Origin of the sequence: Amycolatopsis cihanbeyliensis, from assembly GCF_006715045.1 — a bacterium.
Lineage (GTDB): Bacteria > Actinomycetota > Actinomycetes > Mycobacteriales > Pseudonocardiaceae > Amycolatopsis > Amycolatopsis cihanbeyliensis.
Window position 1 is genome coordinate 3,306,962 of sequence record NZ_VFML01000001.1, and the last position, 19,630, is coordinate 3,326,591.

Genomic DNA, 19,630 nt, shown 5'->3' on the forward strand with positions numbered 1-19,630 from the left:
CTCTAGAACCTCAGCTCGAAGAACGGCGTGGCCCCGTTGCCCTCCGGGGCCGCGGAGTCGTGCGCGGGCCGTGCCGGTCGTGGCGGTTGCGGCCACAGCCGGGTGCGCTGGAACCGGATCGGCCGCAGCGGCGCCCGGCGCGGCACGTACTCCCCGACGAGGGAAGGGTCGGCCTGGCGCACGACCAGGTGCGCGTTGGTGCCGCCGAAGCCGAAGGAGCTGACGCCCGCCCTGCGCACCCCGTCCCTTCCGGACCACTGCCGCGCCGCGCGTACCGGGAACAGCGGGGAGTCCGCGAACCGGAACCGCTGGTTGGTGGTCTCGCAGTGCAGGGTGGGCGGCAACTGGCCGTGCTCGACCGCGAGCACCGTCTTGATCAGCCCGGCGATCCCGGCCGCGCTGAGCAGGTGCCCGATGTTGGTCTTGACGCTGCCGACGCCGCAGAACCCGACCTGGTCGGTGGAGGCGCGGAACACCTCGGTGAGCGCCTTGAGCTCCATCGGGTCGCCGATCCTGGTGCCGGTGCCGTGCGCCTCGACGTAGCCGATCCGCTCGGCCGAGGTGACGCCCGCGTCCCGCAGTGCGGCGTGGATCGCCTCCCGCTGCGCGTCCGGGTTGGGCGTGGTGATGCCCATGGTGCGGCCGTCGTTGTTGACCGCGCCCCCTTCCAGCACGGCGTGCACGTGGTCGCCGTCGCGCAGGGCGTCGGAAAGCCGCTTGAGCAGCAGCGCCCCGGCGCCCTCGCCGAGCACGATCCCGTCGGCGTCCTCGGCGAAGGTGCGGCACCTGCCGGTCGGCGAGAGCGCGCGGCTCTCGCTCATCCCGACGAACGGCAGCTCGTCCAGCAGGATCTCCACGCCACCGGCCAGCGCGAGGTCGCTCTCGCCGAGCCGCAGGCTCTGCGTGGCGAGGTGCACGCTCACCAGCGCGGAGGAGCAGGCCGAGTCCACCACCAGGTTCGGGCCGCGCACGTCGAGGAAGTGCGCGACCTGCGCGGCGATGAAGTTCTGCGCCAGGCCGCTGATGTCCCCCTTGCCGGGACCCGCGTACCGCTCGCCGAAGTTGGCCGTGCGCGCCCCGGCGAACACGCCGACCCTGCGCCCGGACACCTCCTCCGGCCGGTAGCCCGCCTCGGCCAGGCACTCCGCGGTGACCTCGAGGAACTGCCGGACCAGCGGGTCGAGGTACACCGCCTCCGCGGCGTCCAGCCGGAAGTAGTCCGGGTCGAACTCCTCGATGCCGTCCAGGAAACCGCCCCACTTGCTGACGGTCCGGCCCGGCGCGTGGGTGCCGGAGTAGTACCGGCCGGTGTCCCAGCGCGAAGCCGGGGCCTCGGTGATGGAGTCCCTGCCCGCCATCAGGTTCGCCCAGAAGGCGTGCCGGTCCGGCGCCCCGGGGAAGTGGCAGGCGATGCCGACCACCGCGACGGGATCCCTGGTGCCGGGTTCGGCTGGCCGGGTGGTCGCGGGTGCCGGTTCGGCGGCCGGTTCGGCGGGGCGCGCCGGAACCTTGCCGTCCAGCTGCGCGGCAAGCCTGCGCAGGGTGGGGTTCTCCAGGAATGCCGAGGGTTCCACGGTGATCCCGAACTCCCGCTCGGCCGCGGCCATCAGCTGCGCGATCATGATCGAGTCGACGCCGAGGTCGGCGAAGTTGACGTCCGGATCGGGCGAGTCCAACCGCAGCTGCGCGGCGAACAGCCCGGTCAGCCGGGGCAGCAGTTCCTCCCCGCCGCTCGCCGGGTCCGCGTCGCCGCCGCCCGCGGGTTCCGGCGCCGTGCCGGCCACCGGGGCGGGGGCCGAGCGGACGAGCAGGCGCGCCGGGTCGAACCCGTCCCCCGCCACCGGGCAGGGAGCCAGTACCGGCTGCCCGGAAACGGCCATGGCCCGGTGCAGCAGGTTCAGCCCGGCCGCGGGCTCCAGGGTGCGCAGCCCCAGCTCCCGGTAGACCGGGGTGTGCACCTCCGGCATCCCGTCCGCACGCCAGCTCGGCCACTGCACGCTGCGGTAGGCGGGGTGACCGAGCGCGGCCTGGTACTCGGCGAACCGGTCCAGGAAGCCGTTGGCCATGGCGTAGTCGCTCATCCCGGCCGCCAGCGCCGGCGCCAGCGCGGACACCGAGGAGTACAGCAGGAAGAACCGCAGCGGGTCCTCGGCGCAGGCTGCGCTCAACTCGGCCAGCCCGCCGACCTTCGGTTCCAGCACCGCCCGCATCTGCTCGACCCGCTTGCCGAGGAACGCCGGATCGTCCATCCGGCCGGTTCCTGCGCAGTGCACCACCCCGGCGATCGGGCCGAGCTCGGCGCGTACCCCGGCCAGGGTGTCGCGCAGCCACGCGGGATCGTCCAGCCGCCCGCAGGCGACCCGCAGCCGCACCCCGCGGTGTTCCAGTGCCAGCAGGTCACCCAGTCGCCGCGCCAGCTCCGGATCGGTCCCGGGGTCCGCGTGCAACCGCTCCCACTCGGCCCGTTCCGGTAGCGGGCTGTGCCCGAGCAGCACGAGCCGGTCGGCGCCGTGGCCCGCCAGCTCACCGGCGAGCAGCCTGCCGAGTGCCCCGGTGCCGCCGGTGATCAGCACCGGCCGCCCGGCGAGGTCGGCGCACCACCCGGGATCGGCGGCCGGTCCGGCCGCTTCCGGGGCCGCGGCCAGTTCGGGCAGGTACCGCACCCCGGACCGCACGCACACCTCGGTGTGCTCGTCCTCGGCGGCCAGTTCGGCGGCGACCAGCTCGCGCAGCCCCTCCGGGGTCAGCGCGTCAGGGTCGAGGTCGACGGTCCGCGCGCGCACCGCCCGGTACTCCGCGGGCAGCATCCGCACCAGCCCGGCGAACACCGCGCCACGCAGGCTCGGCCGCGGCGCCCGGAAGGTGGTCAGGCCGGCCGTCAGGTGCAGGTAACGCAGGCCGCTGGTGCGGAACCTGCCGAGCAGTTCCTGCGCCAGCCGCACCCGCGCCCAGCACTCCGGCACCCGCCCGGTGGGTTCGGCGAGGTCGACGCAGTCGAGCACGCAGGCAGGCTCGCCGAGCCGGTCCAGCACCTCCGCCGCGATCCGGGCCCCGGCCTCGGGGTCGGCGTCCTCGGCCTCGGTCAGGGTGACCACGAGCGCATGCCCGGCCAGCCCCGCGGTCAGCTCCTCGGTCCCCGGCCCGGCCAGCACCAGGACGGGACCCGCGGGCAGCTCGGCGGGGGCGGGCCGCGGTGCCGGCTGCCAGCGCTTCACCAGCAACCGCTCGTCCGCGGGCCGTTCCGCCCTTTCCGCCCGTTCCGGTTCCGCCGGTGTGCTCAGCCAGTGCCGGTCCCTGGCGAAGGGGTAGGTGGGCAGCGCGACGCGGCCCGGCCGCACCGGGTGCAGCGCGGTGAAGTCCAGGTCGGCGCCGCCGGTCCACAACCGGGCCAGCCGCGGCAGGTCCCGGTCCCGGACCAGCCTGGCCAGGTAGTCGCGGCCCTCCGGCTCGGCCAGCCAGTCCTGCCCCGCCTCCGCCGAGGGGGTGCCCGCCACCCAGTGGGCCCGCCCGGCCCGGTCACCGTCCAGGAACGCCCGCAGCCCCTCCCGCAGCCGCTGGTGGTCCTCGGCCACCACGGCCAGCCGGTGCGCCATCGGCACCCTGCCGGTCTGCGCGGTGTAGGCCAGTTCGGTCAGCGGGCAGTCGGCCCCGGCCCCGGTGTCCAGGAACTCCAGTACCGCACCGGCGTACCGGCGCAGCGCCTCGGCGTCCCGCGCGGACAGCACGAACAACTGCGGCCCGTCCGGGGTGCGCTCGGGCTCGGGCCGGGCGGCCTCCTCCAGCACCACATGCGCGTTCACCCCGCCGAACCCGAAGGAACTCACCCCGGCCCTGCGCGGCACCGCGGCCCCGCCGGGCCCGGTGGGTTGCCAGTCGGTGGTGTGCCGTACCGGGGTGAACCGGCTGCCCTCGATCCGGATGTGCGGGTTCAGCTCACGCAGGTGCAGGGTGGCGGGCAGGCGGCCGTGCCGCATCGCCAGCAACACCTTGAGCATTCCGGCGATCCCGGCCGCGGGCTCGAGGTGCCCGATGTTGCTCTTCACCGAGCCGAGCCCGCAGGCCGGCTCCCCGGCGGCGGAACCACCGTGCGCCCGCTGGATGGCGTCGATCTCCACCGGGTCGCCCAGCTCGGTCCCGGTGCCGTGCAGCTCCACATAGGACACCGAGTCGATGGGAACGCCCGCGTCCGCGTAGGCGGCGCGCAGCAGGTCGGCCTGGGCTTCGGGGTTGGGCGCGGTGAGCGAGCTGGCGTGCCCGCCGTGGTTGACCGCGCTGCCGCGGATCACCCCGTGCACAGGGTCGCCGTCGGCCAGCGCGCGGGACAGCGGCTTGAGCACCATGGCCGCGACACCCTCGCCCTTGACGTAGCCGTCGGCGCCCGCGTCCAGGGTCTTGCACCGGCCGTCCGGGGAGAGCACCCCGAGCTGGTTGCCGGCCACCACGGTCTGCGGGGAGAGAATCAGGCTGACCCCGCCGACGATGCCGAGCTCGGTCTCCCCCGCGCGCAGCGAGCGGACCGCGCGGTGCACGGCCACCAGCGAGCTGGAGCAGGCGGTGTCGATGCTCTCGCTCGGCCCGCGCAGGTCGAGCAGGTAGGACAGCCGGTTGGCCAGCATGGTGCGGGCGAGGCCGGTCCCGGCGTAGGCGTTGGGCCTGCCGCCCGCCAGCACCATGGTCTCGTAGTCGGCGAACTGGGTGCCGACGAACACCGACACGGCCCGCCCGGCGAGCAGGTCGGCCCGCTGCCCCGCGTCCTCCAGCGCGTGCCAGGCGTGCTGCAGGAACAGCCGGTGCTGCGGGTCCATCACCTCCGCCTCCAGCGGGGAGATCTTGAAGAACAGCGGGTCGAACCGGTCGATCTCGTCCAGGAAACCGCCCCAGCGCGCGGTGCCTTCGAAGCGCTCGGCCAGCTCCCGCCAGTCCCAGCGCCCCGGCGGGGTCTCGGTGATCAGGTCGCGCTCGGCCGCCAGGTTGTGCCAGAACGCGTCCAGGTCGGGCGAACCGGGGAAACGCCCGCTCATCCCGATCACCGCGATCGGCTCGGTCTCGGCCTCGGCGGCGGGTTCCGACCGGGCGGGCCGGGCCGCGGGGGCGGGCTCCGGTCCGGGCTCCCCGGACCGTGGCGCGGCCGGGGTGTGCACCCGGTTCAGCTCGGTGGCGTACTCGCCCGCCAGGTGGGCGGCCAGCTTGCCGATGGTGTTCGCCCCGAACAGCGCCGTGGTCGGCACGTCGATGCCGTACCGCTCACCCAGCTCCACGGAGAGGGTCTTCAGCCCGAAGGAGTCCAGCCCGTACTCGCCGAACCCGGCCTCGGCGTCCAGTGTGGACTCGGCGAGGTCCAGGATTCCGGCGAGAACGCGGCGCAGCTCGCGCGCGGCGACCGCCTCGAGGTCGCCTCCAGCCGGGGCGGGCTCGGGCGCGGCGGCCCGCGGTGCCCGTTCCGGCCGGGGCCGCTGCCTGCCGACCTCCTCGGCCGCGGCGACCAGTGCGCGCATCCGGTCCGGCTCGCCGGGCAGCACCATGACCTGGGTGCGTCCGGTGCGCAGGGCGAGTTCCAGTACCCGCAGGCCCGCGTCGGCGTCCAGGTAACGGAAACCGGTGGAGTCCAGGTACCGGCGCTCGTCGTCGGCATCGACGTGCATGCCGCCCTCGCGCCACATCGGCCAGTCGATGGCCACGGTGTGCCCGCCGCGGCGGCCCTCGCCGCGCAGCCGCTCGCGCCACTCGGCGAACCCGTCCAGGTACCGGGCGCCGACCCCGTAGTCGACAAGGCCGTAGTCGCCGAGTTGCCCGGCGATCGAGGAGTACAGCACGAACAGCTCGAGCGGGAGGTCGCGGGTCGCCTCGTCCAGGGCGTGCGGCCCGGCCACGCGGGGACGTAGCTGCCGGCGCAGCTCGTCCAGCTCCTTGCCGGGCAGCGGCTCGCGGCTCACCGTCCCGGCGAGGTGGAACACCCCGTGCAGGGTGCCCCAGCGGGCGAGGACCTCCTGCACCACGCCGATCGCCGCGGCCGGGTCGGCGGCATCGGCCGCCCAGTACTCGGCCTGCGCGCCCAGCGCGCGCAGCCGGTCCAGCTCGGCGCGCCTGGCCTCGTCCAGCGGGGAACGCCCGAGCAGGGCCAGCTTCGCCCCCCGCGGGGCCAGCGCGCGGGCCAGCAGCAGCCCGAGGCCGCCCATCCCGCCGCTGATCAGGTACACCCCGCCGTCCCGCAGCCGGGCACCCGATCCGGGTGACTCGGCCGGGGTGAACTCGCGCAGCCGCCGGACGGACCGCTGCCCGTCCCGGTGGCGCGTCATGGTGGCGTCCGGCTCCGCGGTCAGCGCGGCGGCCAGCTCCCGCGCTCCCGTCCCTTCGCCTGCCCGCAGCACCGAGCAGGTGGTCTCCGGGGCGATGGCCCGCAGGGAACCGGTGAACCCACCCCAGGCCTCGGCGAACGGGCTGCTGTCGGGCACCCCGACGTGCAGCACGCGGGGCATCGGCGTCCCGGTGGACAGCAGCGCCTTGAGCAGCAGGAAACCGGACTCCGGGCCGTGCGCTGGCAGGTCCGGCCCCGCGGCGTCCAGCGACCACAGGTGCGCCACCCGGTCGACCCGGATGCCACGCTGCCGCAGCACGGTCAGCAGCCGCGCGTAGTCCTCGTGCTCGCCGGGGTCGATCTCGAAGGCGTCCCCCGGCAGTTCGCGGAACCCGGTTCCGGGGTGGACCGGCACCGGGTGCCCGCTGATCTCCGCCAGCGGATAGTCACCCGCCGTGAAGACCAGCACGGGCTCCGCCAGCGGCCCCCGCGCGCGCACCGGTTCGGCCGGTTCCCACTCGGCGGCGAACCAGGTCACCGCCTGCTGCTCGGCGGCCGGCTCGGTGGCCGGCTCGGTGGCGGCCGTGGCGAACCAGTGCCGCTCGGGCGCGAACGGGTAGGTCGGCAGGGACCGGCGGCGTCCCGCGTGCGGGACGGGCCAGTCCACCCGTGCCCCGGCCACCCAGGCGGCCGCGAGCCGGTCCGGGTCGCGGTAGTCCGCGGAGCCGAGCTCGGGTGGCTCGGCGCCCCTGGCCACCAGGCCGGTGTGCACACCGGCGGCATCCCCGGCGGTATCCCCGGCGAGGTAGCCGCGCAGCATGCGCACGGCCTGCTCGCCGGTCTCCGCCACGAAGGCCAGCCGTGCGGGCAGGTCCGCGCGGCCCCGCTGCAGGGTGTAGGCGGTCGCGGTCAGGTCGCCTGCCCACTCCCGCTCGGTGGCGAGGAAGGCCCGCGCGTACTCGGCGAGCCGCTCCTCGTCCCGCGCGGAGAGGGTGAACACCACCGGCTCGGCGGTGTTCCCGGTGTCCGGCCCGCTCCGGTACTCCTCCAGCAGCACGTGCGCGTTCACCCCGCCGTAGCCGAAGGAGCTGATCCCGGCCCGCCGGGGCAGCTCCCGCCCCCGCTCGTCCCGCGGGCGTGCCCAGTCGAGGCCCTGCCTCGGCACGTAGAACGGGGAGCCGTCCAGCCGGAGATACTCGTTCAGTTCGTCTACATTGGACAACTCGGGGATGCGGCCGTGCCGCATCGCGAGCAGGGCACGCAGCAGCGCGGCGACCCCCGCGGCCGGCTCGAGGTGGCCGACGAGGTTCTTCACCGCGCCCAGCGCGCACCACGGGCCGTCCGGGACGCCGCCGTCACGGCCCGCCAGCAGCTCGCCGAAGGCCTGGCGCAGCCCGGTGATCTCGGCGGGGTCCCCGATCACCGTGCCGGTGCCGTGGGTCTCCACGAACCCGACCGTGGCCGGGTCCACGCCCGCCTTCGCGTAGGCACGCACGATCACCTCGGCCTGGGCGTTCGGGTTGGGCGCGGTGAGCGAGTTCGCCCTGCCGCCGTGGTTGACGGCGGTACCCCGGACCACGGCGTGCACCGGGTTGCCGTCGGCCAGCGCGGCGCTCAACCGCTTGAGCACCACGGCACCGACGCCCTCACCGCGCACGTAGCCGTTCGCGCCCGCGCCGAACGCCCTGCCCACACCCTCCGGGCTGAGCATCCCGGCGCGCTCCAGCGCGGCGAAACTCACCGGGGACAGCAGGGCGCTCACCCCGCCGGTGATCACGGTGTCGCAGTGCCCGACCTCGATCGCCTCCACGGCCCGGTGCAACGCGACCAGTGAGCTGGAACACGCGGTGTCCACCGGCTCGCTCGGGCCGCGCAGATCGAGCTGGTAGGAGATCCGGTTGGCCAGCATGGACGGGGTGAGCCCGGTGGAGGCGTAGGCGTCCACGGTGACCCCGGAACGCTCGATCAGCTCCGCGTACTCCGAGGCCCCGGTCCCGAAGAACAGCCCGGTGCGGGTGCCCGCCAGGTCGTGCGGGTCGAACCCGGAGTCCTCGATCGCCGACCACACCGCCTGCAGCAGCAACCGCTGCCGCGGGTCCATCCAGCGGGCCTCGCGCGGCGAGATCCCGAAGAACAGCGGGTCGAACCGGTCGATCCCCGGCATGAACCCGGCGCGGGTGATCCGGGTGCGACCGGCATGCTCGGCCGGGTCGCCGTAGGCCTCCCGCCAGTCCCACCGCTGCGGCGGCACCTGCGAGATCAGGTCGTCGCCCCGCTCGCAGTGCTCCCAGAAGGTGGCGAGGTCGGGCGAGCCGGGCAGCATCCCGGCCATGCCGACGATCACCACCGGATCGTCCGCGGGCTCGGGCTCGCGTTTCGGTTCCGGTGCCGGTCGCGGGGCCGCGGCCGCGAGCGCGCCGCCGTGCTCCCTGCACAGCCGTTCGGTCAGTGCCGTCACGGTCGGGGCGGCCAGCAGCTCGTCCGGGGACAGCGTGGTCCCCAGTTCGGTGCCGAGCCGGTCGGCGAACTTCACCAGGCTGAGCGAGTCCAGCCCGTGTTCGTGGAAGGTGGCTTCGGGGTCCAGTTCCCCCGGCGGGTAGCCGGTGACGGCGCTGAGCACCCCGAGTACCCGCTCGGCGAGGTCGGCGGGGACGTCGGCGCCGGGCGCGGGTGCCGGCCGGCCGGCCGTGGCGACCTCCGCGCGGGCGTCGATCCAGCACCGGGTCCGGGCGAAAGGGTAGCCGGGAAGGGACATCGGCCGGGGTCGCGCGGGGTAGAGCGCGTCCCAGTCGAACTCGGTTCCGGACACCCATTCCGCGGCCAGCCGGTGCGGGTCACCGTCGCCGGGATGCGCCTGCCGGGAGCTCGGCCAGGACTCCGCCCGTACCGAGCCGGTGTGCACTTCCGGCGCGGACCGGCCGTCGAGAAACCGGCGCAGGCCGGCGCGCAGCTCGGCAGCCGTACCGGCGACCACGGCCAGCCGCTCACCCATCGCCTCCCGGCCGGCCTGCAGCGTGTAGGCCAGCCGCTCCAGATCCACAGTGGACTCCGTAGGGGCGGTTCCGCCCAGCAGCTCGGCGAGGGCACGCAGGGTCATGCCCTCGTGCACCTGGCCGGGCCGCACCCGTTCCGCGCCGAGGTCGCGCAGCAGCCGCAGGATCGCGGTGAGGTCCAGCCCGAGGTCGGCGAGCGACTCCTCCGGCCCGGCACCGGGAACCCCGGCGCGCGCGGCCAGCTCGGCCACGTCCACCGCGGGAGCCTCGCCGGTTCCCGCCCCCGCCAGCACCCCGTCCACGGCCGTGACCAGCTCGCGCAGCCGGTCGCGGTCCCGCGCGGAGAGCACGAACACCCTGCGGGCCGCCCCCGCCGGTGCCGCGCCCGCTTCCCGCGGGTACTCCTCGAGCACCAGGTGGGCATTGGCGCCGCCCGCGCCGAACGCGCTCACCCCGGCGCGCAGCGGCCCGGGCGCCGACCAGGGCGCTCGTTCCCGCTGCACCCGCAACGGTACCGAGTCCCAGTCGATCTTCGGGTTCAGCGTCTCGGCGTGCAGCGAGGGCACCAGCTCCCGGTGCCGCAGCTGTAGCAGCACCTTGGTCACGGCGGCCACCCCGGCCGCGGACTCCAGGTGGCCGAGGTTGGACTTGACCGAGCCGAGCGCGATCGGCCGCGCGTCCGCCCGCCGGTCGCCGAAGGCCCGGACCAGGCCGGCCATCTCGGTCGGGTCGCCGAGTGCGGTGCCGGTGCCGTGCGCCTCCAGGTAGGAGATCGAGGCCGGGTCGGTGCCCGCGTCCCGCAGCGCGGTGCGGATCAGCTCGCCCTGCGCGTTCGGGTTGGGCACGGCGAACCCGCCGGTCTTGCCGCCGTGGTTGAGGGCGCCGCCGCGGATCACGCCGAGGATCCGGTCCCCGTCCCGCTCCGCAAGGGCCAGCGGTTTCAGCAGCAGCGCGCCCACGCCCTCACCGGGGACCATCCCGTCGCCGCCGGCGCCGAAGCTGCGGCACCGCCCGTCGGTTGAGGTGAACCCGCCGGTCGCGAGCTGCACGTACTTGCGCGGGTGTGGGGTGAGGTTCACCCCGCCTGCCAGTGCGTAGTCCACCTGGCCGTGCCGCAGCGCCTCGCAGGCGAGGTGGATCGCCGAGAGCGAGGAGGAGCACATGGTGTCCACGGCAAGGCTCGGCCCGGTGAAGTCGAAGAAGTAGGACAGCCGGTTCGCGATGGAGGCGTAGCCCATCCCGCCCGCCAGCCCGTCCTCGGTCTCGAAGAGCTGGTAGTGCCCGTACATCACGCCGACGTAGACGCCCACGGCGTGCGGGCGCAGCCGGGCCCGCGGATAGCCCGCGTCCTCGAGGGTGTGCCAGGCGGTCTGCAGCAGCAGCCGCTCCTGCGGGTCGGTGAACTCGGCCTCCCGCAAGGACATCTGGAAGAACCGCGGGTCGAACTCGTCGATGCCGTCCAGGAAGCCGCCCCACCCGCTGACCGGCGTCCCGTCCACCTCGGGCATCGAGTGCCGGTCCCAGCGGTCCGCGGGAACCTCGGTGACGCACTCCTTGCCCGCGCGCAGGTTCGCCCAGAACTGCTCCACGTCCGCGGCCATCGGGTACCGGCCGGCCATGCCGACGACCGCGATCCCGTCCCGTTCCGCGGTCGTGCCCGGCGGCGCCTCGGCGACGGCGGGTTCCGGGCGCCGGGCAGGCTCGGCCGGGGGCGCGGTGGCCGCCGCCACCGGCTCCGGAGCCTCCGGGGCCCGCTGCCGGTCCGGCAGCAACGCGGCCCGCAACGCGTCCGCGTGCTGCTCCAGCAGGAAGTCCACCAGCTCGCCGATGGTCGGGTACTCGAACAGCAGGGTGGCCGGCAGCGAACCCACCTCGGCCGAGAGCAGGTCGATCACCCTGGCCGAGGTGAGCGAGTCGACCCCGAAGTTCTCGTAGGTCTCGCCCGCGGACAGCCGGTCCTCGGGGACCTGGAGCACCTCGCGGAAGGCACCCCGCACGTAGCCGAACACCGCCTCGCGCAGCGACTCGGCTTCCACCGGGGGTGTGGCGGGCGCGGTCCGTGCCGCCGACGCCGGGGTGCCCCACTCGGCGACCACCAGATGCTGGGTACCGTCCTCGTCCGCGGGAACCGGCAGCACGCGGCCGAACCCGGCCCGCCGCAGCGCCTGCCGCCAACCGTCGCCGGACAGCAGCGGGGATCCGGGCAGCCGCAGGTGCTCGTCGGTGTTCAGCCACCAGCCGTCCAGCAGGCCGAAGGTGAGGGTGGCGGTGAGCACGTTCGCGGTGGCCTCGTTGAGCACCAGCCAGCCGCCCTCGCGCAGCAGCGAACCCACGTTGCCCAGGGTGGCCAGCAGGTCCCCGGTGGCGTGCAGCACGTTGGCCGCGATCACCACGTCGAACCCGCCGGCGGGGAAACCCTGCGGCTCGGGGTCACTACCGATGTCCAGGGTCCGGAACTCGAGGTACGGGTGCCGCTCGGCGAACTGGGCGCGACCGTGCTGCAGGAAGGCACCGGAGATGTCGGTGTAGACATAGCGCAGGTCCGGCGCGAACCCGGCGATCTCGGGAAGCACCCCGGCCGTGGTGCCACCGGTACCGGCCCCGATCTCCACAATGGACACCTGACCGCTTCCGGTGTCCCGCTCGACCCGGCTGCGCACGGCGGAGGACACCAGGTGGTTGGCCCGGTCCACCACCGGGCTGCCCTGGTAGGCGCCCTCGACCAGTTCGGTGGAGCCGCCGGGGAACATCACCTCGGTGGCCCGGACCCGGCCGCTCATCACCTCGAACAGCTTGTGCAGGCAGGGCCGCAGCAGCCGGTCGAAGCGGTTCAGCGCGGGGGTGTTCGCGCACAGCTCGACCAGCTCGGCCTCCGGGTCGCCGGTGACCTGCCCGGCCACCGCCTCCCGCTCGTCGCCGCCGGTCTCCGCCAGGTACCCCCGCAGGGTGAGCATGCGCAGCAGCTCGGCGAGCAGGCGGCGGTACTTCGGCAGCACACCGAGCCGCTCGGCCAGCGCGCCGGTGGTCCACCGCTGCCCGGCAGCGGTGAACACCCCCTGCTCGGTCAGCATCCGCCACAGCCAGTCCAGCATGATCCGCTCGAGGCGGCTGCCGTCCGCCTCGGTGAGCAGCCGCGGCACCGGCGGCAACCCGGCAGGCTCGGCCAGCTCGGCGAACACCGGGGGTTCGGCCGCCTCGCCCGCGGCGGTGAAGTCCACCCCCGCGGACTCCAGCACCTGCCTGCTGGCCTTGGTGACCACGAGCTGGCGCTGCCCGCCGGCGAGCACCCGCTCGATCGCGGCCATCCCCTCCGCCGGGTCCAGCGAGTAGATGCCCTGCCTGGCGAGGCGCTCGCGGTAATGGTCCCGCGCCACCACGCCGACGGTGCCCCAGTAACCCCAGTTGACCACCCGGACGGTCGCGGTGGAGTGCTCGTCCAGGAAGTGCGCGAAGGCGTCCTCGAAGGTACTGCCAGCGGCGTAGTTGCTCTGGCCCGCGCTGCCGGACAGCGCCACGGCCGAGGAGAAGAACAGCACGAAGTCCAGTGGCAGCGAGCCGGTCGCCGCGTGCAACGCCACGCTGACCCTGGTCTTGGCTTCCAGCGCCGACCGGAAGGTGGCCTCGTCCATCCTGGCCAGCGACTGGTCGTGCAGGACGATCGTGGAGTGCACCACGCCGTGCAGCGGGCCCCGCTCGGTGATCCGCCGCACCACCTCGCGCAGCGCGGCGGGGTCGCCCGCGTCGGCCCGCTCGTACCGGACGAACCGGCCTTCCGGGTCGATCTCGCGCAGCCGCTGCCGCCGGTCTTCGCCCAGCTCGCCGCGGCCGACAAGGACCACGCTCGCGCCGAAGGTGCCGACCAGCCAGGCGGTGAGCTCCAGCCCGATCCCGCCCGCGCCGCCCAGGATCAGGTAGCTGCCGCCGGAACGGACGCGCGCACGGGCACCGTCCTCGGCCGCCGCGGCCGGGACGAGGTCGCGCCGGTACAGCGTGCCCCCGCGCAGGGCGAGTGGCCCGCCGGTGTCCCCGCCGCCGGTGACCAGCCGGGCGGCCCGGCCGGGTTCGGTACCCGCGGTGAGGTCGAGCAGGCCGACCCGCCAGCGCGGGTACTCCTGCGCCAGGGACAGGGTCAGCCCGTGCAGGCTGGCCGCGAACGGGTCGCGCACCGGCTCCCCGGTCACCGCGCAGGCGTCCTCGGTCACCACGGTCAGCCGCACCGGCCGCGCCGAGGCCCCGGCCGCCAGCAGGTTCTTGACCAGACCGAACAGGGCCAGCACCCCGCGCCGCTGGCCGGTCTCCAGCGCGTCCGGGTCGTCGGCGCGGCGCGCGGGGGCGGGGGTGCCGAGGAAGAACACGCTGCCGGGTACGCCCTCCAGCGAGCCGGCCTGCTCCGGGGACACGATCAGCGGGCCGCCGCCGATCTCCGCGGCCACCGCGCGGGCGAGCTCGCCCTCCGGCTCGGCCGCGACGATCCACACCGGACCCTGCCGCTCGCCGGCCGGATCCGGGGTGGGCACCGGTCGCCAGCGCGGGGCGAACAGCAGGCCGTCCAGCTCCGCCCGCTCCGACCGCTCCACCGGTTCCACCGGAGCGGGCGCGGGGGTGCCGGCGCCGCCCGCGGGGCGCAGGGCCACGTCCCGCAGCCGCACGCAGATCCGGCCACCCTCGTCGGCGAGGTCGATCTGGTACCGGTCCGCCCCGCTGGGCCGCACCCGCGCGTAACCCACCGCACCGGGGGTGTGCCGGACCTCCACGGCGGCCACCGCGAACGGCACCATCGCCGCCGACTCCCGGTCCCGCAGCACCCCGAAGGTGTGCAGCGCGCCGTCCAGCAACGCGGGCGCGAGCACGCACCCGGCCAGTTCGGGGATCTCCGGGGTGCGCAGGAGGGCCAGCGCCCCGCCCTCGCCGAAGGCCACCCACTCGAGGCCGCGCAGCGCGGGCCCGTACTCCGATCCGGCCGCGGCGAGGTCGGCGTACAGCCGCTGCCCCTCCTGCCGGTGCGGGTACTCCCCGGCAGGGCGACCCAGGTCGATCCGCTCGTCGGCGGTCTCGGCCAGGGCTTCGATCCGGCCCTCGGCGAAAGTGGTGTCCGTGCCGAGCAGGCTGAACCGCAGGCCACGGTCCTCCTCCTGGTGCAGCCGCAGCCGGACGGCGGGCTCGGTGCCGGTGAGCGGGCGCAGCCAGCGGACGTCCCGCAGCACCAGCCGCTCGCCCATACCGGCGGCCACCGCCGCCGCGCGGGCCAGTTCCAGCACGGCGACCCCGGGCAGCAGGGTGCTGCCGCCGATCCGGTGGTCGGCGAGCACCGGGTGCGCCGGGTCCAGTTCCGGGGCGAAGGCCAGGCCACCCGCCACGCTGCCGGCCGGATCGATCGCGCCGAGCAGCGGGTGGGTGCGCACCGCCCCGCCGGGTTGCGGCGCGGGCGCGGGCCGCCACAGCGTGGCCTCGTCGGTGATCCAGCAGCGCATGCGCTCGAACGGGTAACCGGGCAGCGGGATCCGCCGCGCGGCCCGCTCCTCCGGCCAGTCCACGGTGGACCCTTCGGTCCACGCCCTTGCCAGCTCGGCGGGACTCGTCCCGGGTGCCGGGCGCTCGCCGCCCCGCCGGGCGCGGCCGGACACGGTGCCGGTCCACCCGTGCTCACCGGGCTCACCGGTGCGGGCGAACTCGCGCAGCCGCGCGACCAGCGCGGGCAGCGAGTCGGCGACGACGGCCAGCCGCTCGGGCAGCGGCTCCCGCCCCGCCCGCAGGGTGTGCGCGACATCGGCGGGATCGGCCTCGGCACCGTCCAGTGCCTCGGCGAAGGTCCCGGCCAGCACCCGCAGCCGCTCGGCCGTCTTGGCGGAGAACGGGAACACCCGCTCGGCCGCCGCGGCCGCCCGCCCGCGCGGCTCGGCCCGGTACTCCTCGACGATCAGGTGCGCGTTCGCCCCGCCCGCGCCGAACGAGCTGATCCCCGCGCGCAGCGACCCTTCCGCCCGCCAGGGCGCGGACTCCCGCTGCACGGCGAACGGGGAACCGGTCCAGTCGATGTTCGGGTTCGGCGTCTCGGCGTGCAGCGAGGGCACCAGCGTCCGATGCTCGAGCTGCACCAGCACCTTCGCCAGCGCGGCCATTCCCGCGGCCGACTCGAGGTGACCGAGGTTGGACTTCACCGAGCCGATCGGCAGGCCACCCTCGGGCAGCCCGGTTCCGGCGAAGGCGCGGGTCAGCCCGCGGATCTCCACCGGGTCGCCGAGCGAGGTGCCCGTACCGTGAGCCTCCACATAGGACAGTGAGCCGAGGTCGACCCCAGCGGACTCGGCCGCCTGCCCGATCAGGTCGCCCTGGGCAACCGGGTTGGGTACGGTGAAACCGTTGGTCTTCCCACCGTGGTTGATGCTGCTGCCGAGGATGGTGGCGTGGACGTGGTCACCGTCGCGCAGCGCGGCACTCAACGGTTTGAGCAGCACCGCGCCCACGCCCTCGCCCGGAACGTAGCCGTCCCCGCCCTCGCCGAAGCTGCGGCACCGCCCGTCGCTCGAGGTGAACTGGCCCTGGCCGAGGAAGCGGTACTTGTACGGGTGGACGTGCAGGTTGACCCCGCCCGCGATGGCGAGTTCGGCGTCCCCGGAACGCAGGTCCTTGATCGCGAGGTGGATCGCCGACAGCGCCGAGGAACACATGGTGTCCACCGCGACACTCGGCCCGCTCAGCCCGAGGGTATAGGAGACCCGGTTGGAGATCGCGGCGTAGGAGGAGGCCGCGATCCGGCCGTCCTGCCCCTCGTAGAGCTGGTAGAGGGTGTACATCGCGCCCACGTACACCCCGGCCCTGAGCTGTTGCAGGGCCTGCCTGGTGTAACCCGCGTCCTCCATCGCGTGCCAGGTGGTCTGCAGGAACAGCCGCTCCTGCGGGTCGATGATCTCGGCCTCGCGCGGGGAGATCCCGAAGAACAGCGGGTCGAAGGTCTCCACCCCGTCCAGGAAGCTGCCCCAGCGGCTGTAGGCGGCGGACTGGTCGGCCGGGGTGGCGTCCTCGTAGTCCCGCCAGTCCCAGCGCTCCGGCGGGATCTCGGTGATCAGGTCGCGGCCCGCGCTGAGGTTGGCCCAGAACTCGTCCAGCGTGTCCGATTCGGCGAACCGCACGCTCACCCCGATGATCGCGATCGGCTCGGTGTCCCCGGCTCCGGCGGCCGGTTCGGTGCGCGCGGGCGGCGCGGGCTCGGGGTCCGGCCCCGCCTGCGGTGCCGGCTCCGACTCCGGCTCCGGTACCGGCCGCGTTTCCGCCTCGGCAGCGGTGACCGTGTCCGGGTAGCGCTCGGCGAAGTAGCCCGCCAGCGAGCGCAGGTCCTGGTACTCGAAGAACAGCGTCTTCGGCAGTGGGCCGAAATGCTCCTCCAGTTGCCGGGTCATGTCCATGATCAGGATCGAGTCGATGCCGTAGGACTCGAAGGCGACCTCGGGCTCGATCTCCTCGACGGTCATGCCGAACACCTCGGCGAGCACCGGCCGCAGGTACTCCTCGGCCGCCCGCGCCGGATCCGCGGACCGGATGGGTCGCGGGGCCGGGCCGGGCGCGGTCTCGGCGGCCGGTTCCGGCGCCCGCGGTCCGGCCGCCGTGTTCGCCAGCAGCTCGGCCACCTTGCCCTGCTCACCCTGGGCGATCAGCACATGGTCCCGGCCGCTGGAGACCGCGGCGTCGAAGGCGGCCAGCCCGGCGCTGGTCGGCAACGCCCGCAGCCCGGCCCGCCGCACCATCCGCGCCTGCGCGGCATCGTCCATGTCCATCCGGATACCGCCCTCGGCCCACAGCGACCACAGCAGGGACAGCGTGTGCCCGGAGCGCCTGCCCTCCAGCCGCCGCGCCTCCCGCCAGGCTGCGAAGTGGTCGAGGAACCGGTTGGCGTAGGCGTAGTCGGCCTGGCCCGGCGATCCGGCCGCGCCGGACATGGAGGAGAACAGGATGAAGAAGTCCAGCGGCTCGTCGGCGGTGGCGCGGTCCAGCTCGACGGTGCCGCGGACCTTGGGAGCCAGCACCTCGGCCAGCTCGGAATCCGCTTTGGTCAGCAGGAACCCGTCCCTGGTCACCCCGGCCAGGTGCAGCACCCCGTGCAGCGCGCCGTGCGACTCGCGTACCCGCCGGACGAGATCCTCGGCGGCTCCCCGCTCGCCGAGGGCGGCGGGGAGGTACTCCACGTCGATCCCCTGCCTGCGCAGGGCGTGCAGCCGCGGCTGCACGTCCACGTTCGACGAACGTCCACTGAGGACGAATCGGGCCCTGCCCTTGGTGGCGAGGTGCGCGACGAGGAGCTGACCGATCCCGCCGAGCCCGCCGGTCACCAGGTAGGTGCCCCCGTCCCGCAGCGCGGGCCCGAGGCCGTCGCGGTCGAAGGACTCGACCGGCTCCCAGCGCGGTACCCGGCGGCCGCCGGTGTCATGGCTGACCGCGAACTCGTGCTCCGGCGCGGCGAGCTCGGCGGCCAGCAGCGCGGACAGTTCCCCGGAAGCGGTGTCCGGGACCCCGACCACCGAGACGCGGAAGTCGGGCTGCTCGTTCGCGATCGCCTTCGCCATCCCGTCCAGCGCGGCTTCCAGCGCATCGTCCAGGGTCTCCCGCCGCGGGGACAGCCACAGCAGCCGCACGGGCCTGCGGGTCGCGCCCTCGGCGGCACCGGACCAGCCGCGGAAGACCGTGGCCAGCCGCCGCACCGCCGCCTCCAGCGGGCCCGTGCCGGTGGTGGAGGTGCCGTCCCACACCAGGGTGATCGGGTCCCGCCCGGCGGCGTGCAGCTCGGCGAACAGCTCGCGCCAGTCCTCCTCGGCGTCCGGGCGCAGCCGGCGGTCCCGGCCCGAGCCGGATGCGGTGGCCGCGGGCCGCACCGTGTACAACTCGGCCGGATCGAGCTCGGCGGCCAGCCGGGGGTCGGTACCGAGCAGCACAACGGTGTCCCGGGTGCCTTCGGCGCGCTCCGGCAGCGGCGCCGGGTGCCAGACCTGCCCGAAGGCCACGGTCCGCGGGTTCGCCGCGCCGGAGCCGGGATTCAGGGCGTGCTCCCCGTGCACGGCCCTGGTCATCAGGCCGCGCATGCGCAGCAGCACCCGGCCGTCGTCGTCCAGCAGGGTCAGCTCGTGCCCGTGTGCCTTCCCCGCGCGAGCCCCGGTGTCCACTTCGGACGGAACGGCGTGCACCCAGGCACGGCGCGGCAGTGGGCGCACGATCTCCAGCGCGGTCAGTGCGAACGGCAGCCTGCGCATGCCGTCCCCCGCCGGGTCCGCCGCGGTCCACAGCGCGGCCTGCAACATCCCGTCCAGCAGCGAGGGGTGCAGGGTGAAGGTCTCCGCGGGCAGCTCGACCGACGCGGGCACCTCCAACCTGGCCAGCACCTCCCGGTCCCCGCGCAGCACCGAACCGATCGGCTGGAAGCTGGGCCCGTAACCGCCGCCGAGCCGGTCGAACAGCTCGTAGCACTCCCGATCGGTGAGCGCCTGCTGGCAGCGCTGCCGGATGGCCGCGATGTCCACCACCTCGGCGAGGTCGGCCTCGTCGGGTTCGCCGAACAGCAGGGTTCCCGCCGAGCACAGCTCGCCGTCCGGACCCGTGCCGGACCGCAGCTCGTAGGACATACCGTCCGGGGTGGACGCCAGCCGTAGCCGTACGTCCACCGGGTCGGCGGCGACGATCACCGGGCGGGACCACAGCACGTTGCCGATCCCGCGCACGGTGCCGTACCCGGCTCGGGTGGCGGTCGCGGTGGCCAGCTCCAGCGCGACCACCGCGGGCAGCACCTTCAGCTCGCCGATGGCGTGGTCGCGCAGGAAGAACTCCTGCCCGGTGAGGGTCACCGCGTACTCCCTGCGCCCGGACTGCACGCCCTGCGCGGCCAGCGGATGCGCGACCGGTGCCACCGGGCGGGCCGGCTCGCTGACCCAGAACCGCTTGGTGTCGAACGGCGCGGTCGGCAGGGACAGCCGCGCTGGCCGCGGCGCGGGATGCAGCGCCCGCCAGTCCACCCGTGCCCCGCGCACCCACAGCCGGGCCAGCTCCTCGGGTTCCCGTTCGGCCGGGTCGGTGATCTCGGCGCCCTCGGCGTTCTCGATGTTCTCGGCGTCCGTGCCTGCGGTGCCGCGCGGCACCGCGCCCTCGGCCAGCCGCTGCCGCAGCTCCGCCACCGAGCGCGCCACCACGGCCAGCCGCTCGCGCAGGGCCTCCCTGCCGACCTGCAGGGTGTAGGCGACGCGGCGAAGGTCGGCTTCCGGGTGCTCGGCCAGCCACTCGAGCACCCGCTCGACGTAGCGGTCCAGCGGGGCCGGGCCCGCCGCGGACAGCACGACGACCTGCGGCCCGGCGTCTGTCATCC

Annotated in this window: 1 protein-coding gene; it reads right to left on the reverse strand. The window is 74.9% G+C overall.

Annotation, left to right across the window (positions count from 1 at the left end; genetic code table 11):
- Nucleotides 1-2: 2 nt before the first annotated feature.
- Nucleotides 3-19,628: an SDR family NAD(P)-dependent oxidoreductase gene (locus FB471_RS14705; protein WP_141998760.1), complete on the reverse strand. Its 19,626-nt coding sequence runs from the start codon at nucleotides 19,626-19,628 to the stop codon at nucleotides 3-5.
- Nucleotides 19,629-19,630: the final 2 nt, after the last annotated feature.